Source organism: Paenibacillus sp. FSL W8-0426 (assembly GCF_037969725.1).
Taxonomy (GTDB): Bacteria; Bacillota; Bacilli; order Paenibacillales; family Paenibacillaceae; genus Paenibacillus; species Paenibacillus hubeiensis.
The window spans coordinates 3,204,005-3,227,948 of the sequence record NZ_CP150203.1; the positions used below are offsets into that span (position 1 = coordinate 3,204,005).

20 protein-coding genes are annotated in these 23,944 nt (G+C 50.1%); 16 read left to right on the plus strand and 4 right to left on the minus strand.

What is annotated here, in order from left to right:
* Positions 1-45: 45 nt before the first annotated feature.
* The 7 genes from MKY59_RS14505 to MKY59_RS14535 all read left to right on the plus strand — a co-directional run bounded on the left by MKY59_RS14505 (position 46) and on the right by MKY59_RS14535 (position 7,807).
* On the plus strand, positions 46-969 hold the full coding sequence (locus tag MKY59_RS14505) for a chromosome condensation regulator (protein ID WP_339278148.1): 924 nt from the start codon (positions 46-48) through the stop codon (positions 967-969).
* A gap of 362 nt (positions 970-1,331) precedes the next feature.
* Positions 1,332-2,486: a glycosyltransferase gene (locus MKY59_RS14510; RefSeq protein WP_236413960.1), complete on the plus strand. Its 1,155-nt coding sequence runs from the start codon at positions 1,332-1,334 to the stop codon at positions 2,484-2,486.
* Positions 2,487-2,520: 34 nt separating this feature from the next.
* Positions 2,521-3,828 carry an aminotransferase class III-fold pyridoxal phosphate-dependent enzyme gene (locus MKY59_RS14515; RefSeq protein WP_339278149.1) on the plus strand — a complete coding sequence of 436 codons (1,308 nt, stop codon included), beginning with the start codon at positions 2,521-2,523 and terminating at the stop codon, positions 3,826-3,828.
* Positions 3,829-3,863: 35 nt separating this feature from the next.
* A complete protein-coding gene (locus MKY59_RS14520) occupies positions 3,864-4,895 on the plus strand; it encodes an alcohol dehydrogenase catalytic domain-containing protein (protein WP_339278150.1) in 1,032 nt (343 codons plus the stop codon).
* A gap of 96 nt (positions 4,896-4,991) precedes the next feature.
* Complete coding sequence (locus tag MKY59_RS14525) at positions 4,992-6,239, plus strand: MFS transporter (RefSeq protein ID WP_339278151.1); 1,248 nt, start codon at positions 4,992-4,994, stop codon at positions 6,237-6,239.
* 295 nt (positions 6,240-6,534) lie between these two features.
* Positions 6,535-7,128, plus strand: a complete 594-nt coding sequence (locus MKY59_RS14530) for a DUF1349 domain-containing protein (protein ID WP_339278152.1) — start codon at positions 6,535-6,537, stop codon at positions 7,126-7,128.
* 37 nt (positions 7,129-7,165) lie between these two features.
* Positions 7,166-7,807, plus strand: a complete 642-nt coding sequence (locus MKY59_RS14535; RefSeq protein ID WP_339278153.1) for an HAD family hydrolase — start codon at positions 7,166-7,168, stop codon at positions 7,805-7,807.
* Here MKY59_RS14535 and MKY59_RS14540 read toward each other — a convergent pair.
* Positions 7,804-8,619 carry an AraC family transcriptional regulator gene (locus MKY59_RS14540; protein WP_236413967.1) on the minus strand — a complete coding sequence of 272 codons (816 nt, stop codon included), beginning with the start codon at positions 8,617-8,619 and terminating at the stop codon, positions 7,804-7,806. The two genes, MKY59_RS14535 and MKY59_RS14540, sit on opposite strands and share 4 nt — an antisense overlap.
* Before the next feature lie 352 nt (positions 8,620-8,971).
* Here MKY59_RS14540 and MKY59_RS14545 point away from each other — a divergent pair, with 352 nt between their 5' ends.
* On the plus strand, positions 8,972-9,316 hold the full coding sequence (locus tag MKY59_RS14545) for an antibiotic biosynthesis monooxygenase (RefSeq protein ID WP_339278154.1): 345 nt from the start codon (positions 8,972-8,974) through the stop codon (positions 9,314-9,316).
* A 116-nt stretch (positions 9,317-9,432) separates the two neighbouring features.
* Here the strand turns inward: MKY59_RS14545 and MKY59_RS14550 are convergent, their stop codons facing one another.
* Entirely contained in the window at positions 9,433-10,332 is a 900-nt protein-coding gene (locus MKY59_RS14550) for a LysR family transcriptional regulator (protein ID WP_339278155.1), read from the minus strand.
* Positions 10,333-10,502: 170 nt separating this feature from the next.
* Here MKY59_RS14550 and MKY59_RS14555 point away from each other — a divergent pair, with 170 nt between their 5' ends.
* Positions 10,503-11,423, plus strand: coding sequence for a DMT family transporter (locus MKY59_RS14555; protein ID WP_339278156.1), 921 nt, complete (start codon positions 10,503-10,505; stop codon positions 11,421-11,423).
* 223 nt (positions 11,424-11,646) lie between these two features.
* On the opposite strand, the gene MKY59_RS14560 is transcribed toward MKY59_RS14555, so the two are convergent.
* Positions 11,647-12,552: a dihydrodipicolinate synthase family protein gene (locus MKY59_RS14560; RefSeq protein ID WP_236413971.1), complete on the minus strand. Its 906-nt coding sequence runs from the start codon at positions 12,550-12,552 to the stop codon at positions 11,647-11,649.
* Positions 12,553-12,711: 159 nt separating this feature from the next.
* Complete coding sequence (locus MKY59_RS14565; RefSeq protein ID WP_339278157.1) at positions 12,712-13,377, minus strand: YitT family protein; 666 nt, start codon at positions 13,375-13,377, stop codon at positions 12,712-12,714.
* A gap of 151 nt (positions 13,378-13,528) precedes the next feature.
* Here MKY59_RS14565 and MKY59_RS14570 point away from each other — a divergent pair, with 151 nt between their 5' ends.
* The 7 genes from MKY59_RS14570 to MKY59_RS14600 all read left to right on the plus strand — a co-directional run bounded on the left by MKY59_RS14570 (position 13,529) and on the right by MKY59_RS14600 (position 23,913).
* Positions 13,529-14,047 carry a GNAT family N-acetyltransferase gene (locus MKY59_RS14570; protein ID WP_339278158.1) on the plus strand — a complete coding sequence of 173 codons (519 nt, stop codon included), beginning with the start codon at positions 13,529-13,531 and terminating at the stop codon, positions 14,045-14,047.
* Positions 14,048-14,270: 223 nt separating this feature from the next.
* Entirely contained in the window at positions 14,271-16,094 is a 1,824-nt protein-coding gene (locus tag MKY59_RS14575; RefSeq protein ID WP_339278159.1) for a sensor histidine kinase, read from the plus strand.
* Positions 16,095-16,128: 34 nt separating this feature from the next.
* A complete protein-coding gene (locus MKY59_RS14580; RefSeq protein WP_339278160.1) occupies positions 16,129-17,712 on the plus strand; it encodes a helix-turn-helix domain-containing protein in 1,584 nt (527 codons plus the stop codon).
* Positions 17,713-17,867: 155 nt separating this feature from the next.
* Positions 17,868-18,773 (plus strand): ABC transporter permease subunit, encoded by a 906-nt coding sequence (locus tag MKY59_RS14585; RefSeq protein WP_236413981.1) that lies wholly within the window; start codon positions 17,868-17,870, stop codon positions 18,771-18,773.
* Position 18,774: 1 nt separating this feature from the next.
* A complete protein-coding gene (locus MKY59_RS14590; protein ID WP_236413983.1) occupies positions 18,775-19,644 on the plus strand; it encodes a carbohydrate ABC transporter permease in 870 nt (289 codons plus the stop codon).
* 59 nt (positions 19,645-19,703) lie between these two features.
* Entirely contained in the window at positions 19,704-21,266 is a 1,563-nt protein-coding gene (locus MKY59_RS14595) for an ABC transporter substrate-binding protein (RefSeq protein WP_339278161.1), read from the plus strand.
* A gap of 22 nt (positions 21,267-21,288) precedes the next feature.
* A complete protein-coding gene (locus tag MKY59_RS14600; RefSeq protein ID WP_339278162.1) occupies positions 21,289-23,913 on the plus strand; it encodes a glycosylhydrolase-like jelly roll fold domain-containing protein in 2,625 nt (874 codons plus the stop codon).
* Positions 23,914-23,944: the final 31 nt, after the last annotated feature.

Genomic DNA, 23,944 nt, shown 5'->3' on the forward strand with positions numbered 1-23,944 from the left:
CGGAAAAAAAGCATTCAAAAATCCAGTTGTTGAAGGAGGCGAAGCATGGATTATTATTCACCGATGGAAGCTGCTTTAAAAGTAAAACCGTGGCCAAAAAATACGATTGCGGCAGGGCGCCGTCATTCCGTTGGAATTGCATCGGACGGCACCGTGATGGCTGTAGGCGATAACAAACACGGCCAATGTGATGTCGGGGACTGGCGAGATGTGGTGGCGGTTGCCGCCGGTAATGTTCATATGGCGACGAATACGGGAAATGCCCATACGATTGGCCTTATATCGAACGGCACGGTGGTTGCCGCAGGTTGGAACAAGCATCATCAATGCGATGTAAACGATTGGCAAGATATTGCAGCTGTAGCAGCGGGTTGGCGGTACACGATTGGGCTTGGAGCCGATGGGAAGGTGGTTGCTGCGGGTCGAAATCATGAAGGCCAATGCAATGTTAGCCATTGGCGCGATATTATAGCGATCTCCGCGGGTGACTGGCATACTGTCGGGCTTCAATCGGACGGTACCGTAATGGCTGCGGGCAATAATCGGTATGGCCAATGCAATGTAAACGACTGGGACAATATCGTAGCGGTGGCGGCAGGTTACCTCCATACTATTGGACTAAAGTCGGACGGCACCGTAGTTGCTGCAGGGCGTAATCACGAAGGCCAATGTGACGTAAGCCATTGGAACGGGATCGTCGCCATAGCGGCGGGCAGTAATCATACGATCGGTCTTGGAGCCGACGGCACTGTAAAGGCAGCGGGTTGGAACAAGTACAGCCAATGCGATGTAGACAGCTGGAGGGATATCGTGGCGGTAGCGGCAGGCTGCACGCATACCCTTGGCCTTCAACAGAACGGCATCATGGTCGCTGTGGGAGATAATGAGTACGGTCAATGCGATGTAAGCGGTTGGCGCGGCATTGGACTGCCGGGGGAATCGTTTCGGACATGCAGCGGCGAAATATAGTAAAGAGAATGCCATGGGGGCAGGCCAAACAGGTCTGCTTTTTTTGTTGGTCTTCATTTGTTAACTCGCCAAATCAACCATATCGCAAATTTAACACGATAACCGCTGAGACGACATGAAGACCAGGCGATCTGGCTGCAAACTGGCTGCAACAAAGGTGTTTCAGTGAGAGATTCAGATTTTGATAGAGTTCAGAATTTAAGATTTAAAAATCCCAAAAATTGATATAAATTTCTATTAGATTCAAATCTTTGCCAAGTTAAGACAGGGGATTCGGACAGGAGGTGGGTTGTTTAGTCATTTCCCGCAGGTTTGAATCGGTTAGAGTCAGTCGTTCCACATTATCCTACAGGAGGGATTCCATGCTTTATACCATTATCGTGCCAGTTAACCAGGACTATAACATTCTGAACCTCTTCACCGATTCGCTGCTTCGGACGGTTAGCCCGTCCAGCGAAATCATCTTCATTAACGATGGCTCGGGTGCGGCCGTCCTGCAGCATTTGGAAAAATTGAAGCAGGAAGTCAGAGAAGGCGTAACCATCGAAATTTTGCAGCATGATTTTCCGCTCGGATGTGCCGTATCCATCAATAGCGCGCTGCGCATCGCCAAAGGCGACTATATTTTCTTCCTGGACTCCGACACGATTCTTCAGCCCAACTGGCAATGGATGATGAAAGAGACGCTGGACAGGGATATTACGATCGGCATGACCGGCGGCGTGCTGTTATATCCGCAAACCGGCGGCGTACAGCACTGCGGCATCGCTTTTGCGGACACGATCGGCCGCCATCTCTTCCTGAACGCGTCTCCCGAAGATATCCCGAAAGAGACCTTTTCGGTTCAACTCGTCGTCTTCGCCATGTTCGGCATGAAGAGAGAAGTGTACGAGACGATCGGCTTGCTCGACGAAAAGTTCTTTAATGGATACGAAGACTTCGATTATCAAATGCGGGCACGGGCCGCAGGTTACGATACGGTCATCAATCCCGACATCCTTGCTTACCACTGGGAAAGAAGCAGCGGAATCCACCGGAACTTCAACCGCAAAAACAATCTGGCGCGGTTTTGGAAGAAATGGGGCAACGAAATCGAAGCCGATATCTGGCCGTTCGTATTCGGTCACTTGAAGTCACAGCTTGAAGGCCAAGGCGAAGACCGACATCTGCCGATCGTAGGCATTGATCTCGCCGAGGTGCGCAGCGATGCGGAAACGTTCTGGACGAAGCTGGAAGAAGCGGACATTGCGCCTGTTGCCGAAGTTCGGGACTATTCCAACCGTTTCCATTCGAATGGAGCCATCTGGCTACCGCAGGTACTCGGCAAGGAACTGATCCATACCGAGAACCGGCTGCTGTTTTTGGTGGACAATTTCGCCCGACTGCTGGAAAACCGGTATTGGATCGAGATGAGGCATGCCCAAAGGGCCAAAGACCTGATCATCGACTTGTATGGAAATGTCATTACGATGGATCGCATCTACGACGGGTGCTGGCCTGGAACGAAAGTACGCTAATCGAAAAAACCAAGCAAACAGGGAGGTACTGTCTGTGAATACAAAAGAGAGCGCGCTGGAGCGTGCCGTCAGGTTTAACCGGAATCTGGAGTGGTTGGAACAGGTCGAAAAAGTCATCCCGAGCGGATGCAGCACGCTTGCCAAGGCGCCGGAACGATTGTTTCCCGGTCACACCCCCGTCTGCTGCGCGGAGGCTCGCCATTCCCGCTTTACGGACATTGACGGGAACGAGTGGCTGGATTGCGAAATGGCCATGGGAACTGCCTCCTGGGGACATGCCCGGCATGAGATTCAGCTGGCCGTCATCCATCAGTTGAAAAAAGGAACCAGTTATTCCATTCCGGCCGAGATCGAGCTGCAATGCGCCGAATTGATTTTGAAGCGGTTCGAAGGCCGATATGCCTCGCTCCGATTTACCAAAAGCGGTGCCGATGCCGTCAGCGGGGCAGTGAGGCTTGCACGCGCAGGGAGCGGCAAAAGCAAAGTGATCGCGACGGCGTACCATGGGTGGCATGATTGGTCTGCTTACGGCTACTATGGCCGCGAAACCAAAGGCCGCGGCATTCCGGTGGATATCGAACGCACGACCATCTGGGTGGACAAACCCTCGCCTGAACGCATCGAACCTTTGATTGCATCTTCGGCCGAAGACATTGCCTGCATTGTGCTGTGCCCTAACGAATGGAAACGCGATGCCCTGGAGCGGGTCGTGTCGCTCTGCCGATCGCAGGACATCATCGTCATCTTTGACGAAGTCACTTCCGGCATTCGCATGGGCAAGCAGGCCACAGCGGGGGAGTACGGCATCTGGCCTGACCTGCTCTGCATTTCCAAAGGCATGGCGAACGGATTGCCCCTTGGTGCCGTGCTTGGACCAGAGCATCTGATGTCGTTGTCGGGACAGGTCAAATTCAGCAACGCCCATTCCAGCGAAACGACCGCGCTCGCGGCAGCGATCGCCTGCGAAAAATTGATGGAAAACGCGAAGACATGGCCGAGCTGGAGAGAGCCCGCTGCGCGGATTATGGACCGGATCGAGTCCGAACTGGTTTTGCTCGGATTAACCGATCAGTTGGCACTGAAAGGAACCTATGCGAGTTTCTACATCCAATCCATTTCGGAAGAGAATTTCCAGGCAGACCCGTTTCGTGAATTTATGGTGAAAAAAATGGCCCACTTCGGCATTTTCACCAAAGGTTATTTCTTGTTCTCGGACATGCATACCCGGGAAGAAATGCTTTGGGTAGAAGAAGCTCTCCTGCAAACGTTGTCGGATTGGAAAGAGGTTCAAAGACAGCAATACCTTTCTCGCGTAACCATAACCAAAAAAATCAAAGCGTAACCCGGATCGGGAAATCGACGAAGGAGGAACAACATTTGAAAGCACTCGTATATCAAGACCGCAAAGAGGTAGCCCTGCTGGACATTGAAGAGCCGCGCATCGAAAAGGCAAACCAGGTCAAAGTCAAAATTTACGGTTCGGGCATTTGCGGCACGGATCTGAACATCGTGAAAGATAAAATTCCTGCCAACCGGGGAACGGTGATCGGACACGAGGGCGTTGGCACGGTGGTTGAGGTCGGACCGGAGGTTCGAAGCCTTCGCGTCGGGGATCGGGTGTTGATCGACCCTACCCAGTCTTGCGGAATTTGCTCGTATTGCCGCGAAGGCCAGTTCATCTATTGCGAAAACTTTGAAGACCACCAGGTGGGCATGACCATTCATGGTACGTTTGCAGAATATTATGTCGGCGACGAGAAGTATATTTATCCGATCCCGGACTCCATGAGCTGGGAAACCGCGATGATGGTCGAGCCGCTCGGCTGCGTTCTGCAAACGTTCATGAAAGCAGGGGTCAAACCGAGCGATTCGGTTCTGGTCCTCGGTTCCGGCGCCATCGGTTCCCTGTGCCAGCTCGTCAGCAAACGATTGGCCAGGCTGACGGTCGGCACGGAGGTCGATCCGTATCGCATTCAATTCGCTTCTACCATTGCCGACCATGTGTTCCACCCGCAGGAGCTGACATTGGACAAGGTATACGAAATTAACAACAACCACAAGTTCGATATCGTGGTGGATGCTGTGGGGAACCAGCTTCACGTCGGATTCGAGCTGGTCGCCAAAGGCGGGAAAATCATTCCGATGGGGTATGACGACAGCTACCAGGTGACGTTCAAACCGACCGACGTCATCAATGAAGGTCTCAGCGTCATCGGTGCGGTCGCTTCCCACTCCATGATCAGCACCGCCCTGAAGTTTGCGCAGAGCATTCCGGAACTGGAACGAATGGTTACGTCCACGGAATTGCTGAGCGATTACGAGCAAGCCTTTAACGGTACAATGGGGTACCACCTGCGGACAGGAGAACCGCTGCCGATGAATTCGGTTAAAACCGCGCTGATCATATAGATAACTGACATACAAGGACATAAGCGTTCGCGGTTGCGCCGCTGCGACGAATGGTGATCGCAGCGGCTAACAACCGCAGAAAGAGGGGGATAAAGGTTGAAGCTGCTGCAAGATTTGCCGAGAAATCCACGGTACTCCATATTGCTCGAACCGGTGTGGGCCATACCCGGAACGATTGTTCTTTTTTACGCGCCTTTGTACATGAAGGAAGTTGGCCTTTCGGATATCGAGATCGGCTTGATCAATTCGGTAAATCTTTATTTTGCTTTCATTTTTCAATTGTTTGCCGGTTCCGTAACGAACAAGCTGGGGCGCAAACGGACAACGTTGATTTTCGACCTGCTTGCCTGGAGCGTTCCGATGTTCATTTGGGCGTTTTCGCAAAACTTCTGGTTGTTCCTGATCGCTTACCTGCTCAATGCAACGTCCAAATTCGTGACGGTTTCCTTCAATTGCCTCATCATCGAGGATGTGGAGGAGCACAAACGGTCCAAGGTTTTCGGCATCCTGAACATGATCATTACGGCGGCTGGCGTACTGACCCCGATTGCGGGGATCGTCATCGCGGATGTCGGCATCGTGCCGACCCTGGCGAGCATTTATTTTATCGGAGGCATCCTTATGACAGCGATGTTTTTCATTCGCAACCGCTACACGGATGAAACCGAGGTAGGGAAGGAACTCATGGGGCTGCACAGCCAAACCCGGGTGCTTGGGGGGCTTGCTTCCAGTTTGCGATTGTTCGGCAAATCGTTCTACAAGCGCAGTCTGCTGCCGATCATATTGATCACGGTCATCTCCAATCTGATTTTGCAGCTGAATTTTTTCCAGGTCGTTTTTTTCAAGGAGCAGTTGAAGTTTGACGATCGCGTCATTTCGTTTATCCCGGTGGTGACCGCCCTTACGGTCATGCTCCTCTATCTGGTGATTTTCCCGCGCCTGAAACGCCGGTCGGAGGAAAAGTACGTGAGCTTCTCCATTATGTTGAGTACGGTCGGTTCGGTGCTTTTTCTGCTCATTCCCGTCGGAAATGTGTCGATGCTGTTCATGACGCTAATCGTGCTCGCAGCAGGCAATTTCATTCTGCAAACTTATCGGGATTCGCTGCTCATGAACCGTCTGGGCACCCATGAAAAAGCCGACATGTATTCAGCCGTGCAAACGGTCATGACTTTGACGGCCATTCCATCGGGGTATTTGACCGGTTTGCTTTATCACCACAATCCCGTTCTGTTGTTCGGTGTCATTCTTGCGTTGTATGTCGTGCTGATGGTTATCATGCTGTTCCTGCCTGATCCCAAAAACCAACATGCTCAAGCGATTGAGACTTACAAGAATATGTAGAAGAAGGGGTTTTCTGTATATAAAAAGAATAACTATATAGGTTGAACTGGACTGGACATTTACACGATAACGGAGAGGTCAGAAAGAATCTGGAGAAGCGGAGCGTTCTAAAAGCTTTCTGAAAGAAAGCTGCATCGTAAGCATAGGCTTATCACCGGATTTTCCCCTTAATAAGGGGATCAAAAAATCTGGGGATAACAGTGATCGGAAGATGGTTCTGACCACGTAGTGACTCCGTGTAAAGATTATTTGTTCAACCTATATAATACGGAAAACGAACTTGGGAGGCAAAAACATGATAAACGCATTCGACAGCAATACGCGGGAACAATTGAGCTGGATCAATGAGCCGAAGGCCTGGTCTTATACGGATCAAGGAAGCCTGACCGTGGAAGCCCAGCCGGATACGGATTTCTTTCAAGACCCCGCTGGCATAAACGTCCGGGCATCCGCGCCTTTCCTGGGCATGCCCCTGCCGGGCGACTTCGAGATGACCGCGCAATTGACCGTAGACATGAAACACCAATACGATTCCGGCTGCCTGATGCTCATGGCCGATGAACGGAACTGGTGCAAGCTTTGTTTCGAATTCGACGGCAGCGTGCCAACCATCGTGTCGGTCGTTACCAGAGACGGTTTGTCCGACGACTGCAACTCGGTTGAAGTGACCGTATCCCATCCCTTTTTGCGCATTCGCAAAGTGGAGCACTGCATCTCGTTTTTTTATTCGCCTGATGGGGAAGAGTGGAAACTTATTCGATATTTCGGCATGCCGGTTAAAGGGGAACTCCGGGGCGGGGTCGTTGCTCAGTCGCCTACGGGAACAGGCTGTACCTGCCATTTTCTAAGCTTGCAGGTGACTCGTCCGGATTTGGCTGCACGTTTCTGAGCCGCCCCCCTGCCGATCAGAGGAGGGAGAATGCTTCATGGTCAAAGCGTTCATATTGGATTTTGATGGACTTATTGTGGATACCGAAACCCCTTGGTACTATGCCTTTCGCGATATTTATCAAGAGCATGGGCTTGAGCTGGGCCTGGAATTGTGGTCCCGTAACGTGGGCACCGATTTTGAAGACTTCCATCCTTATCTTTATCTGGAGAAAACGCTGCAAAGATCGATCGACCACGATCACATCAAGCGACTCTCGGAGCAGAAATACGCCGCCTATCTGGGGCAGGCAGCCATTCTCCCGGGCGTTCTAGAATTGCTCAAATCGGCCAGAGAACAAGGGATTCGTCTAGCCGTAGCCTCCAGTTCCACCCGGGACTGGGTGCATGGTTATTTGCAAACCCTCGGCATTTTCGACCAATTTGCGGTCATTCACACGGCCGAGGACGTTAAACGGGTCAAACCGGACCCGGAGCTGTACCTGCTGGCCCTGAAGAGCCTCGGCATCGAGGCGTCCGAAGCGGTTGTGTTCGAAGATTCGCCTAACGGGCTGAAAGCCGCCAAAGCAGCAGGCATTCGCTGCGTCATCGTGCCGAATGAAGTAACGCGCAATTTGCAATTTCAACTTCATGACCTGAGGCTGTCGTCGCTGATCGAGTTCCAATTGGAAAAACTCTAACCGAGGTATTGCTTGCGCAATTCGATCGGGGAGATGCCTTCATGTTTTTTGAATACGGCCCCGAAGTAACTCGCGCTGTTGAAACCGACCGCTTTGGCAATTTCGTGGGCCGGGGCGGCATGATCATGGATAAGCATTTCCTTGGCTTTCAGCAAACGGTATCGAAGCAGGTAATCTAGCGGCGTCATATGAAACTCTTTTTTGAAAATCCGGTTCAAATGCTGCTCGGTGATGTTCATCTGCTGGGCCAAGGTTGACAACGAGAGATCCTGGTGATAGTTCTGCTCGATAAAAGCAATGAGTTCAGCCAGCTTTAATCGGGCTTCGGAACGTTCAAACGTGCCCAAATGGTCGCCCTCGATGTTCAACCTGACCAGCAGCATGTACAGCAGTGCGGAAACGTGCCAGATCTGGTTCTTGTGCCTGGACTCCTGCGCCAGCGTTATTTCATGCAGCAGGATTTGAAGCAAACCGTCCGGCTTGAAGGCACGCAGTTTCCCGATTTTCAAGGATTGCAGGAAACGGGGCAATAAATAGCCATTGAACGTCAAACCATCGAACAATAGCGATTCGCTAAGATTGCGGTAACGGTAGGCAACCTCCGGAAACATAATAAGAGCGGTTCCTTCGCGGATCAGAAATTCGTCGTCGCTGGCTGCGATTCGCCCGGTTCCCTCGATGCATTTCACTATGGTGTAATCCCGCGAACGGTCGCTCCAGTGCATGAATTCATTTACGGTCAACTGGATTTGCCCTGTAATCATAAGCGGCATATCGGCATCCAGCGGATTCTCCATGCTAGGTTTCGGCATCGTTGTGTAATTCCTCTTTTCGTAAAAGGTTCGTTAGCATAAGTGGAGCGGCTGCAGCGTTAATAGAAACCTAAAAAGAATTATATTACATAAATGACAATAATTTAAATATATGTTTCGATCATTTTCTTGTTTTCGAAAACCTTTTATATAAGCCGTAAGATAACAAAGATCGAAAGGTGGTACAGCGCTTGCAGTGAACGGGTGTGAGACAACGCTGTGGACAACAATCCGCTCTCTCATTGATAATCATTTTCAGTTGGGTTAATATAGTTAACAGAGACTATATCATTGTGCCGGCAAACCTCGAACGAAAGCACGGGCAAGCCATGGCATCCAGGAGGAATATCGAATGTTAATCCAAACCCGAAGCATCCTTGTCGAGAAAGGGTACAGTAACCAAGTCGTAGAACGTTTCAGCGGTCCAACCCCTGTTGTGGACATGCCAGGCCTGATTGATTTCAGCGTGATGGTCAACAAGAAGAGCAAAGAACAAGAAGAAGTACTGATCATCATCCGCTGGGAATCGGAGGAGGCCTGGAAAAATTGGGAGAAGAGCGATGCACACATCAAGGGACACCGGGAACAAAGAAACCAGGAAAAACCGGCGTATCTGATCAGTACGACGGTGAACATGTATGAAGTGCAAACGGTGAAGAACGGAAGCGGGTCCGTGAGCGGAGAAGTTAACGCATAGCGTTTGGAAGGGCAGTGCCTTCACCTTGAAAATGTTGGTATAAGAAAAAGCATGCATCCTTTTCGGTGCATGCTTCTTTTTGTTGCCTTTTTCCACGCTCAGAATGTTCAGAGCGTTCATACATCAATCAAGGGCGCGTGTTCCGCTTGAAAAGGGAATGATTTTCGCGCAACGTCGATAAACGTCTTTACGGCAATGGTACAATCCTCCACGGGACCGGTGGCCATATGGATGTCACGATAGGCCGAGGGAGAGAGCCGTTTGACCGCAATGCCCTGCGGCAGGTCCAGAAGGGAAAGCTCCGACATGACCGCCAGACCTTCGCCTGCCAGGATCATTTGCAGCGAGGTTCTGTAATTATAGAGGATGTATTCCACTCGGGGCGTTTCTCCGGCGCTTTCAAACCACTTCAGGACAGGCGGTTCATATCCTGCTTTCCACAGCAGCATGGGTTCCCCTCGTAAATCTTGGGGGGTAATCACATCCTTCTTCGCCAGTGGATGGTCGTCTCTCATCACGGCATAGATACCTTCTCTGTAAAGCGGAAAAGAATGGGAGGTTTGATCCGAAGGAATCAACAGACCGACATCGATTTGCCGATTGTCCAACCAGGACTGAACTTCGGTAATGGTACCTTCCACGATGCTGAACTCCAGCTTTGGATAAAGCTTTTTGATCCGGCTGATCAGCTTCGGGACAAAGTAGGACGAGGCTACGGGGAAAGCGCCGATGCGCACTGAGCCGGTCTCCACCCCTTTTTCGCTGGATATTTCCTGATCGACTTTATCGTAACCTTGAAGAATTTCCCGAAAAATGCGGACGATCCGTTCGCCGACCGGCGTGAGCGCAACGCCGTTTCGCCGATCCCGAATCAACAGCGTGACGCCAAGCTCGCGTTCCAGCGTAGTGACCGCACGGCTGACGGCAGGTTGGGTCATATTCATTTTCTCGCCAGCAATCGTGAAACTGCGTGTCTCCGAAATGGAGACGATGAGCTGCAGCAATGATCTGTTCATATCAAAAATGGTATCCCCTTCATGATTTATATTCATTTTATTTATGATACAGCGTATTGTATCATGTTTATCAAGCAAGAGGGAAGAAGCAAAACACAGCATTGCCAGTGGCTAAACCCGGCACTGTAGTGCCAGGATCTGTAATATTACATGGATGGGAGCAGGATCAAATGAAAGCAAAAGCTTGGCTATTTTTAATACTGGCGAATCTGTTTTGGGCCGGAAACCTGATTTTCGGCAAAGCGGTAACGTCTGATTTCTCGCCGGTCTGGGCGTCCTTTTTGCGGTGGGGCATCGCGGCTTTGGTGTTGATTCCGCTGGCGCAGCTGGCGGAGAAGCCGAATTGGGTGAAAGTATGGAAGAACAACTGGGGAGTGCTGCTATTCCTTTCAGTGGTGGGCGTTGTTCTCTATACCCTTCTCACCTATACAGCACTCCGGTACACTTCGTCGACGAACGGAAGTTTGATCAACAGTTTGACTCCGGCCGTCATGATTATCCTTTCGCTGTTATTTCTCAAAGAGAACATTACCGGGTGGCAGGGAGTGGGGCTGGTGTTGTCTTTTTTGGGCGTGCTGACGGTGTTGACCAAAGGACATTTGCTGGGTGTATTCAACACGCATTACAACCAGGGAGACGGCATCATGTTTGCTGCCGTATTTCTGTGGGCCATGTATTCGCTGATCGGCAAACGGGCCCAGCATCTTCCGCCGATCACATTTGTAGCGTTTACGGCGTTTATAGGCGTCATATGCATGGTACCGCTCCTGTTTCTACAACCATTGTCTACGGAGCACATCACGTCTTCGGGCATTACAGGCGTCATCTATTTGGGCTTGTTCCCTTCCATTGGATCATTTCTGTTCTGGAACCAAGGCGTTAAGGAACTTGGACCGGGCAAAGCCAGCATTACGATGAATTTGATGCCCATCTTTACCGCGATTCTTTCCGTGATTCTTGGCCAGCAGCTGCTGATTTCACAAATCGTCGGCGGCGTGATCGTCATCGTGGGCATGCTGCTTTCGGCCAATCTGATGGCCCGGAGAGGAAAAGGCAGGACGCTGTGGAAGCGAACCGGCAGAACGGTATAACCCATTTTTCGTGGTTAAGAATCGTTGTATCCAGACTGATGTATGTCCATTCGCAAGAAGGACATGGTATAATGGTGAAAATATAATCGCAACGGCGATCCGTGCAGTCAAATGAAGGCGAAAGAAGACCCGAATTCCAACGAATTCGGGTCTTCTGCATGTTTCGCTTTAACGCTGTGATTCCAATTTTCTTATTGGTCAAATACCGCTTTTTCGATCCGACTCACTCATGTGCTTCTTCATAGGATTGAAGGTCTTTAAGAGTCGACTTTAATCTCTCCCGTGCTGAAGAATTCAATGGTTGCAGCGGAAGCGGGAGACTAGGGCTTGAGATCAAGCCGAGAATTTCTGCCGATGCCGCAGCGACGCGAAGACTGCCGTATTGACGAAATAGCGCCCAAATCGGTTCAAGCCGCGCTGAGCTGAGCTTGGCTTCGTCCGCACGGCTGCTCAGGGCCAATCGAGTGATGCTGAGGCATGTTTTTGGAAACAAACCTCCGAGAACCGAGTACCATGCGTCGCATCCTGCATTCAAGCCGGTGGCAGCAAACGGATCGCCACTTACGCCGATCGAAACATGGGAAGGGATGATGGACCTCAATTGATCAATGCGCGCCTTGGCCTTTTCAGGCTCAGAGGGGACGCCGGGAATTTTGATCGAACGAACAAACGGCAACCTGGAAATTCTTCCGTGGAGTTCGTCGCTAAAGTGAAAATGCGTCGTTGACGGATTATCGTAAACGCACAAGGGAATGGATAACGCATTCGTGACCTGTTCATACAACAAATAAACCTCTTCATCCGTAAGCGCTTGATAAGAGACGGGCGCCAGCAGCACTCCCTTTGCTCCTGCTTCTTGTGCGTCCTCCGCCAAGCGAAGCACGTCAAGCGTCCGAAGCGCGCTTATGCTTGTCATTACGGGAATGCCTTCAGCCGTCTTGACGGCAAGTTTAAGGACCCGCAAACGTTCTTCCCGGTTCAAATAGGCATAGTTTCCCGTCGAACCAAGCGCGCCGATCGAATCGACGCCAGCGGCAACCAATCGCTGAACCAATCCCGCAAATTCGTTGTCATGAATGCCTGCCTCGTTTAACGGGGTAAGCGGAAAAGCGGATAATCCATGGAACATCAAGCCACACTCCTTATATCTTGAATCTCGACAAATTGTATAAACAAAATGGACTGATTCACAGTACCAATAATGAGATAAATAACTAGGCCAATTTTTACTACCACAAGCAAACTTGCTATATAGGTTGAACTAAACATTTACACGATAACGGAGAGGTCAGAAAGAATCTGTAGAAGCGGAGCGTTCGCATTTATCATCGGATTCCCGGAAGGTCGACGTGACCGATCGAGAACATATGCCACCCAAACCTTTGCGAATGATGGGCATAAAAAAGTTCAGAATCAATCCTCCGAAACATACCGTTAATATCGTCCCGATTCCGATCGGCCCTTTTAAAAGGACTGCAACCAGCAAAAAGGCCAGGTAAACCAAAGTTCTCGCGAAAAACAGGTTGGTTTTTGTCAAATCCCGAATAATCAACGTTAACCGGTCTACCGGAATCGGCGCAAAGTTGGTGTATAAATACGTAGCCGTGCCCAGCCCGATAACGATGAGGCCGAATGCAAAACAAACCCATTGACCCGGCCACAACTCAGACCCCGGCCAGCCCTGCAGCAGAAAAAGCCACAGATCGATCCCGAAGCCTGTGATCATGGCTGTCAGCAATCCTAATATTTCCGGTCTTCGTTGGCTTAACAGTGCATTGCAGCCTATTAACATCAAAGCAACGATGATCTCCCAGCTGCCTACCGTAAGTCCAACATTTTCGGAAAGTCCGACCAAAAGGGCATCAAAAGGCGACGTTCCAAGATCCGATTGGATGGTGAGAGCGATGCCCAGCGTTAACACGAAAATACCGATGACGTAAAATACAAACTTCATATTGACTCGACCCCATCACTCTAAAATTTTGTTGCAAACTCAACAAAAATAATATACATTAAATATATTCCATTGCTCGTTGCATTTGCAACAAAAATATAGAACGGAAAAACACCAAAGACTTTGAATGATCTAGGAGTGAACCGATACCATGACGATACAGTGGACAAAAGCCAACCTCAACGATGTACAATTGCTTCAGGAACTGAGCATTCAAACGTTCAACGAGACATTTAAAGATCAGAATTCCCCTGAAAACATGAAAGCTTATCTGGATAAAGCGTTTAATCTGAAGCAGTTGGAGAAGGAGATGGCCAACGACTCGTCGGACTTTTATTTCATCTATTTCAATGAGCAGCTTGCGGGATACATGAAGATGAATACGAATGACGCGCAAACCGAAAATATGGGTAACGATTCGCTTGAGGTCGAAAGAATTTATATTAAGCGCGATTTTCAAAAACATGGGCTTGGCAAATACCTGCTGAACCAAGCGATCGAGATCGCCAGGAAACAGGATAAAAGGAAAATTTGGCTGGGCGTATGGGAGAAAAACGAAAACGCGATCGCTTTTTATGAAAAAATGGGGTTTATTCAAACGGGGGCGCACGCTTTCTACATGGGAGATGAAGAACAAACGGATTTGATTATGACCAAAAACCTCGTTTAGTTCCTCGTCGGATCAATAGGGTAGTAGAGTAATAGTGTAATGGGGTACGCATTGGCGTGCCCTATTTTTACGTGTTTTAACAGACGCTTTCTCACCCCATTCTCCCATCGCTAACCTATGGCATGATAAAAAGCTTTACAAGATATAGCAGTAAACGGTAAAGTAACGACATTGAAGAGGATGGTTCAGAAACTCCACAATTTAAACAAAGGAAGGTCTGCGGATGGAGCGCAATCACCGGATCAAAAGGTCGGGGTCATGGATTGGAAACTTGCGGTTTCAAAACAAATTGCTGATCAGTTATTTGCTGGCATGCATTGTTCCGTTATTAATTGTAAGCGTATTCATTTTCCGTTATTCTGCTGCCACGCTCGAAGATTCTTCGGAAGAGTTCGCTTCGCTGTACACGTCACAAATCAAGTCTTCGTTGAACGAATTCATCAAGGAATATGATAAAGTCACGAAGTCGGTGCTGGTCGACAACCAGCTGATTTACAACCTCGGAGAAGAGCGGAACATGCCCATGGACGAGGTGGTCAATCAAAGGGTCGCCGTACAGCAACTGCTGATGCGGGTCGCGATGCTCAAATCCGAGATTGGCACGGTGATGCTGATCAGCCGGGATCACCACGTGTATCAGTACACAACGACAACAAGCAGGGTGAACGAAAAGAGGCTGCTTTCCCAAGCGTGGTACCAAGGAATCCAGAGTTTAAACGAAACCTTCTTCATTACCGGTTTGCATGACCGTTCCTATTATGAAGATCAAGGAGCGGGAGCCGTCGTGACGTTGGGAAGAGTGTTATATAACTCTAATGGTGCGTATGCAGGCTTGCTGCTGATCGATCTCGATCCCTTTGCATTGCTGCAGCTTGATCACGAATTTATCACGACCAGGGACAAATATGGCATCAATGTCGTCATTTACAACCGGCAAGGAGAAATCGTGTACCATTCCGACGCGGCCAGCGGCCAAATTCCGTGGGAAGAATGGATCGGATTGAAATCGGAGCTTATTGGCGAAAGCGGCAGCAAAGACCAGATCCGCTTATCCGGCAGCACTGCCGGGGGGGAACTAAACATCCAAACCGATATTCCACGGTCAAAGCTGCTGCAAAAGATCAATCAGATCAAAGGCATGAGCACCATCGTGATTCTGGTCAGCTGCCTGATTGTTGTCCTCATCTCATTTTGGTTAAGCCATAGAATTACCCGGCCGATCATTCGTCTGCGCAGAAGTATGAAACGAGCGGAAATGGGAAATTATCATCCGATCGAAAAAGAGCATACCAACGACGAAATCGGCGGCCTGGTGCACAGCTACAACAAAATGATCCGCACGATCAAGGCATTGATCGAAGACGTGTACATGGCCGAAATCAAGCAGCGTCAAGCGAAACTCACCGCACTTCAAAATCAGATCAATCCCCACATGCTGTACAACACCCTGGAATCCATCCGCATGAAAGCGCTGGTGAACGATGATGAAGAAACTGCCGGAATGATTAAAATTTTGGCTCGCATGTTTCGTTTGACCTTGGGCAAAGAAGGAAAACGCCATTCCGTGAAAAATGAACTGGATTATACGATCAATTATTTGCAGCTTCAAAACATGCGTTTCGATCATACGTTCGAATGGGTGATTGATATCCCGGACGAAATGTTGGAGTGCAGCATCCTTCCATTGATTTTTCAGCCCATCGTTGAAAATAGCATCAACCACGGATTTATCGACTACAACCGCAAATTGACGATCACCATTACGGGAAGCTGGACGAAAGATGGGGACCTCCTGTTCCGGATTTCGGACAACGGGAGCGGCATGACCTCGGACAAATGGATGGAGATTCAACAGTCGTTGAAGGAAGCCGGTACGAACAAATCCAAGTTGGAGCAGGAGGAGGATTCTGCAGAAAAAGGGCTGGGATTGCAAAACATTTCGGAGCGAATCAAGCTCAATTATGGCGATGCGTACGAATTAACGATGATGTCGGAAAGCATGAATGGAACAACCGTCGAGATTCTGATCCCAAAACATAATTCGTAAGTTGGTTTGAAATGACCGAAGGGGGTGTGCTTGGATGAAAATTATCGTGGTGGACGACGAAAAAGGCATTGTGGAAGGTCTTAAAAAAATGATCCATCGCTACATTCCGGAATGCGAAATTGTGGGGACCGCCTATAACGGGCTGGAAGGCATGGATATCATTCAGAAAAGGAAGCCGGATATCGTCATAACAGACATACGCATGCCGCAGGCGGGCGGCCTGGAGATGATCCAAGCCCTGAAGCAAAGCAGCTGCACGGCAAAGTTTATTTTGCTCAGCGGATATGCCGACTTTGAATATGCAAGGACAGGCATGCGGCTCGGCGTAAGGTTCTATATGAACAAACCGGTTGAGGAAGAGGAGCTGCGCGATTGCGTCCGCCAGGCCATGGAAGAAATCCGTGCGGACAATGCCTCCCTGCAGGAAATGAAACAGCTGAAACAGGAAGTTCACGGCAGGAATCAGGAAGAAGCTTTGCGGAACATCCTTGAACTTGGCGGCGGTCATGCGGAACTTGTACAGGAACTGCTTCAGATCGCCCAAATCCCTAGAGACAACAAGGTTTTCACGTCGATGATGATCGAATTCCACGGGCCTGTCGAGGTTCTGAAAGAGTCGGGTTTGGAACCGTTGTATCAGCGCATTGATCTGGCTTTAAAGAGGTACGAGGGCGTCTACCGGTTCCGATATTCGGGTCCCCAAATTGCTGTGTTGATTGCGCATGGCGGAGCGATTGGCTATGGTGAACTGGTGCGTTCGATGCGCAATCTGAGAGAGGATGTGCATCGGAATTTGAACTTATCCATCGCTATTGGCATCGGTTCCGTGCAGGAACGTGCAGAAGGCATCGGTCAATCGTTTGAGGAAGCCCGGATGGCACTGAGTTATAAAGTCATCAAAGGCGGGAGCGCCGTCATTCCGTTCACGGAGATCGTTAACTCGGGAGAAAGCAGCCAGCCGGTACCCGAGCATTTTATCAATAAACTGGAAAGTGCGCTCGATAACATGGAGGAGGCGGAATGCACAGGCGTGATCCGCGAGATTTTTCGATGGATGGAGGCAGGGTCCAACATGGGACTGCAGGATTTGCAGTTAAAGTGTCTGCACATCCTTGTGGCAAGCACGCGCAAGATGTCTTTCCAGCAGCTGCAGCAGAATGAGTCTTTGGGACGCCATATTCTTTCATTGGAGGGCATTTCGCGGTTTCGAACGCTGGCAGAGCTGGAAACGTGGATGATTCAAACCTTTCGCGGCATCATCGGGTTCAAGCTGGAACACCATGTGCCCAAAAAGAAAGACATGATTACGGAGATGCAGGAATATATCGCGGAGCACTACAATCAACCGCTTGGCCTTGCGGAATTGGCCGCACGTTTTTATATGAATCCGTATTACCTGAGCCAGTTTTTTAAACAAAAGACGGGGGAGACTTACCTGAATTTTTTGACCCGTATCCGGATCGACAAAGCCAGGGAGCTGCTGGAGAATACCGATTTGAAGATATACGAAATTTGCCATAAGGTAGGTTATTCCGATGCGCAGCACTTTGCCCGGATGTTCGAAAAGCTGACCGGCTGCAAACCGCGGGAATATCGCAAAAACTTGCCGACGAATTAAGCGAATGTTCACTTGCCACCCCGAAAGGGGTGGTTTTTTCACCTTAAAAATAGCGTGTTTAAACTTAAAAATGCCCAATTGAGAGACGTTCATTCGAATTGTATAGTTAGCATGTAAGCGGATTCATCCAAGAGATGCCAGGGAGGAGGAAGGACTTGAAGTCTATTGCGTTCCATCGTATGAAAGTCTATTGGCCCTTGTATGTGATGGCCATTCCGGGAATCGTTTTTCTTATCGTTTTCAAATTCATTCCCTTGGGCGGCGCGGTCATTGCCTTCAAAGACTACTCGGTTTTCCAAGGATTTGTGGATAGCCCTTGGGTAGGACTCAAGCATTTTAACACGCTGCTTCACCATCCTGACTTCGCTCGTGTATTCGGCAACACACTGATGCTGGGGCTGCTTAAGCTGGTCATCGTGTTTCCGGTCCCGGTGATCCTCGCGTTGATGATCAATGAAATCCGAAAATCAGCATTGAAGAAAGGAATCCAGACCGCGCTGTACATCCCGCACTTTTTATCATGGGTTATCGTGGGGGGCATTCTGTTCGATTTCTTTTCGTTAAGCGGATTATTCAATACGGTCATCGGCTGGTTTGGGGGAGAAGCGGTTTTGGCCATGCAGGAGAGCGCCTATTTCCGGCCGATTTATGCCCTGTCTTCGATATGGAGGGATGCCGGGTGGGGGACCGTGGTGTATATGGCGGCCATCAGTGCGATCGATCCGCAGCTGTATGAATCGGCGATGATCGACGGGGCATCCAAGTTCAAACAGATTCGCCACATTACGTTCCCGCTCCTTTTGCCAACCGTGACGGTGCTGTTTTTGCTCGAAATCGGGAATTTCCTGGACCTTGGCTTCGATCAGGTGTATAACCTGCTCACGCCGATGACCTATAACGTGGGAGATATTCTGGACACGTACGTATTCCGAACGGGCATTCAGCAGGCTCAGTACAGTTTTGCGACGGCGGTCGGCCTGTTTCAGTCAGTCATTGGATTCATGATGGTATACGTCTTCAACAGGCTGTCGAAAAAAGTATCGGACGGGGGGCTCTGGTAACATGCTCGAATCGAGAAGCGAAAAAGTGTTCACCACGTCGATTACCGTCTTTCTCATTCTATTTTCCATTGTGGCCATCATCCCGCTTCTATCCGTGATCGCGACCTCATTCAGCTCGAAAAGCGTTGTGGACATGAATCTGGTCACCTTGTGGCCCAAGCAGTTTACGCTGGATTCGTGGAAGTACATTTTCGACCGTCCCGATCTGTGGAAATCTTTCTTCATTACGCTCGGCTCAACGTTAATCGGAACCGTGCTGGCATTGATCATGACTGCTTTGTTTGCATACCCGCTCTCCAAGTCGGAGTTCCGCTGGGGTTCATTCCTGATGGTGGCCGTGGTCATTGCGATGATCTTCAAAGCGCCGATCGTGCCTTATTTCCTGACGGTTCGCAGCATCGGCCTGTACGATAATCCATTGGTGCTGATCTTGCCTCACATCCTGAACCCGTTCAATCTAATCATCATGAGAACGTTCTTCAAGCAATTTTCCAAAGAGTTGGAGGAAGCGGCCTTCTTGGAAGGCTGCGGATATTTCCGCATGCTGTTCCAATTCGTGCTCCCGTTATCCAAAGCCGTACTTGCAACGCTTGCCCTGTTCTATGGCGTAGTGTTATGGAATCAGTTCCAGCATCCATTGTTTTTTCTGCAAGACGCCAACTGGTTTCCGCTTCAGATCAAGATTCGGCAATTCATTACGGATGACAGCGTCATTATGGCCGGAGCTGCCTCCACGGTGGACCTGAACTACAATGAACGGACCCTAAGAGCGACTACCGTCATCTTTGCGATTCTCCCGATCATTGTGGTCTATCCTTTCCTGCAAAAATACTTTGTCAAAGGCGCCATGATCGGCTCCGTGAAAGGCTGAAGCAAAGTCTGCGGTTGGCTACACCTAAACTATAAATCTATGAATAGGGGGAATACAGCATGAATCTTAAAAAGTTCTGTATGGTGCTTGCGGCAAGCGTGCTTGCGATCTCTACGGTTACGGCTTGCAGCGGGAGCAGTACTTCTTCCGAGGCTCCAGCTTCCGGCAGCGGGGATGGCGTGATCGACTTGGAGGTATGGGGAACGAACATCGGGTACAAAGCGGTGACCAAAGGCAGCAAGCTCTACGAGTTTTACAAAGAAAAACTTGGCGTTGGCGTAATTAATCCGTACGTAGAGTGGAACGGCGGCACCAATTACCTGAATCAGCTGAATCTGAAGATCGCCGCGAACGAAATGCCCGATCTTTTTATCCCGCAGCAAGGCATTGAGGACAGCTTGGCCAAAAACGGCGCGATTGCCGATTTGACGGAACTTTTGCCAAAGCATGCGCCTAACGTGTGGGAAGCTATTCCCCAGGAAATGTGGGATGTGGTGAAAGCAAACGATCCGACCGGCCAGGGCAAAATTTATTATATTCCTGGTGTCGTGGAATACGGACGTTATGCCGGCCTGATCCGCCAGGATTGGCTCGACAAGCTCGGGCTGTCCATGCCGACGACTCAAGACGAATACGTCAATGTGCTGAAAGCATTTCGGGATATGGACCCGAACGGCAACGGTCAAAAGGATGAACTTCCGACCGGTGGCCGCGAACAGGCGCGCTGGATGGACCATTTGTTTGCCATGTATGGCGTAGCGATGTTCGAAGGTTATCCGGAGTGGGATATCTATGACGGCGAATTGACGTATGCCGCAGTGACTCCGAATATGAAAGCCGCCTTGGAATTTATCGCCAAGCTCTATCAAGAAGGGCTGATCGACAAAGAATCGTTGTTAAACAGCAAAGACAAGTGGGGCGGCAAGATTCAATCGGACAAGGCAGGGAACTATTTTCATTGGGTCGAGAGTGGAAATTTGGTTTTGGAGAATCTGAACAAGAATACGGGCGTGAAGGCCGACTTTACCGTGCTGCCTGTACCGAAAGTCGAGGGCTATGAAGGGTTCTACACGATGAAAAGGTTTGCGCCGCCGCAGTGGGTCGTGAAGAACAACAAGGACGAGGACAAACTTATGGCGACGTTGAAGCTGCTCAACAACATGTATAACAAAGAAATTTGGAAGGACTTGTTCCTCGGCGTGGAAGGTATGCATTACGAAATGAAGGACGGTAAAGCCGTCAGACTCCCCGACGACAAGAGCAGCCAGGAAAATATGATTTTGAATACTTCATCATCGTTAGCAACGCTTGATTTTACGATGGAATTGCTCAACAGCACGGCCTCCGAGGAAAGCAAATGGGCCATTGATCAAGTCACACGAAATATGAAGGAAGCGCAAAAGTATGCCAAAGTCATTGCGGGAGACGGCATGCCGGCCAGCATTTACGACGGTTTCCCCGACATCAACAACCGCACATTGTATGTGGAATACGCTACCAAAATCATTTTGGGACAGTACCCGATCAGCAAGTTCGATGAGTTTGTCGAAAAGTGGTATCAGTCAGGTGGGGAAGAAGTGACGAAACGGGCCAGGGAATGGCATGCCAAAGTGAAAGAGTAACCTTCGAACAGGGGGAAAAGCGATGAACCATCGATTACAAGATGTGCTTGATGGCCGGGAAAGCAATTATATTCTTCCTTTTCTATGGCAGCACGGAGAGGATGAACAGACGATTCGGCAAGAGATCGCTCGCGTGCATGAAGCCGGGATCGGAGCGGTATGCGTCGAATCCCGACCTCATCCGGATTTTCTGGGACCGAAATGGTGGGAGGATATGGATGTCATTATGGACGAAGCCCGAAATCGAGGCATGAAGGTATGGATTCTTGATGACGATCACTTTCCGACGGGACACGCAGGAGGGAGGGTCAAACAGGCTCCCGCGGAACTGCATCGCAAGTTTCTGGCGGAGAGGCACATCGACACGTTGGGACCGGCAACAGGGGCTTCGCTGCTGCTGGAACCGATATTGGTGAACGGCAACAATGAATTGATATCCGCCGTGGCCGTGCAAAGGGACTCCATAAACGGGGGGCTATGCGGTGCTGCGGTTGATCTTACCGGACTCGTTCAGGATGGAATTTTGTACTGGGACATTCCTGCAGGATTCTGGCGTGTGTTTGTCATTTCGGTGAATCCGGATGGCGGCAGCAAAAAACAAGAGCATTACTTGAATCCGCTGGACCGGGATTCGACCCGTATTTTGATCGACACGGTGTATGAGGCGTTCTTCGAACGATATCGTGAAGATTTCGGACAAACGCTGGCAGGCTTTTTTTCCGACGAGCCCGGATTTTATAACGATCCGGAAACGTTCGATTTCGACTCGAAGCCGGGTAAACCGGGAGTACCGCTGCCCTGGAGCCGCGACATGCCCGGTTTGCTCAAGCGGTCGTTGGGTCCCGATTACCAGCAGCAGCTGCATTTGTTGTGGCATGATGCCGGAGAAGCGTCCAGCAAGGTAAGGTATGCCTACATGAATGCCGTCAGTCAGCTGTACGCGGACCATTTCTGCAGCCAGATCGGAGATTGGTGCCGGGAGCGGGGCGTGGAATACATCGGACACGTGCTGGAGGACAACAACATTCATGCGCGATTGGCAGCAGGTGCCGGACACTTTTTTCGCTCGATGTGGGGACAGGATATGTCAGGCCTTGACGTTGTGTTATGGCAGATCGTTCCCGGTTTCGACGAACTGCCATTCCGATGGAAGGCAGGAGAGACGGACAGCGAGTTTTTCCACTATGGTCTCGGCAAGCTCGGTGTGTCACTCAGTCATATGGACCCGAAAAAAAAAGGCCGGACGATGTGTGAACTATATGGGGCATACGGCTGGACGGAAGGTTTGAAATTGATGAAATGGCTTACCGACCATATTCTTGTGAGGGGGGTTAACCACTTTGTTCCGCATGCGTTTACCCAGAAAGCATTCCCGGACCCGGATCATCCGCCGCATATGTATGCCAGCGGGAAAAATCCGCAATATCGCTACTATAAAGTGCTGAATCAATATATCAACCGCATCAGCCATCTGATCTCGGGAGGCAGGCATGTGGCCTCTGCGGCCGTACTGTATCATGCCGAAGCGGAATGGTCCGGGGAATCGATGTATTTTCATAAGCCGGTCAAGGAGCTGATGCAGCATCAAATCGATTGCGATGTCGTTCCCGTTGACGTTCTATTGGAAGGAGCCAGCGTTACCGGCGGAAAACTGCACATCCATCAGGAGGATTACGGGTGCCTGATCATACCCTATGCAGAAGCGCTTCCAGCAGCAATGATTCAGCGTTTGGCGCAAATGGCCGAGCAAGGGTTGCCGGTCCATTTTATCGACGGGCTGCCTCGACGATCGAGCGAGGGAGTTCAAGTGTTGGCTGAACTGTCACAGCTCGCCAGCGATCCGAGCGTAAACGTCTCAAGCCTGAAAGGGCTGGCAGCTTCGCTCATCAAAGAAGGACTTTTCGACATTCGGGCAGAGGGAGACTTGCCATACCTTCGGAATTACCATTATGTGCATGACGATTTGCATGTGTTCATGTTTTTTAACGAATCCCCGCATCAACCTGTTCAAACGAAGATTCATTTGCCGGTGTCGGGAAAGTTATATGCTTATGACGGGTTTCTTAATCGGCTAACAAGGGTAGATGCCAGTCAGGATATGGACGGCGGCAGCATGGCTGAGATCGCGCTTTCCCCCTATGAATCCGTCGTTTGGTTAAACGGGGCTATCGTTGAAGGGAGCGTTGAGGCGATGCCTTGCCCTGCAACCGAATCTACTATCGCTGTTGAGCTTAACAGGGTATGGACAGTGTCTACGTCCCGAGCGGAAAAGTATCCGCATTTCGAAGCATGGGGATCGTTAAAAGACTTATGCAGCATGAGCGGTCCGGACGTTTTGCCGCGATTTTCGGGAACGTTCCGCTACGAAACGGATGTTGGATGGGGTGAAACCTCAGATCGGGTTCTGCTGAACTTAGGCGAGGTGTACGAAACGGCCGAAGTATGGGTGAATGGGGAGCATGTAGGGGTCCGAATCTGTCCTCCGTATCAACTAGACGTTAGCAGATTCCTCATAAAAGGGAACAATCGTCTGGTCGTTGAAGTGACGAATACGCTCGTGAAAGAGCAGCGGGACAATTTATCGTCGTTTGCGCAGCAGGAACCGAGCGGCCTTCTTGGGCCCGTGCAATTGGTCGTGTTTGAATAGAAATCAAAAAAGTCGCCAGAGGCGACTTTTG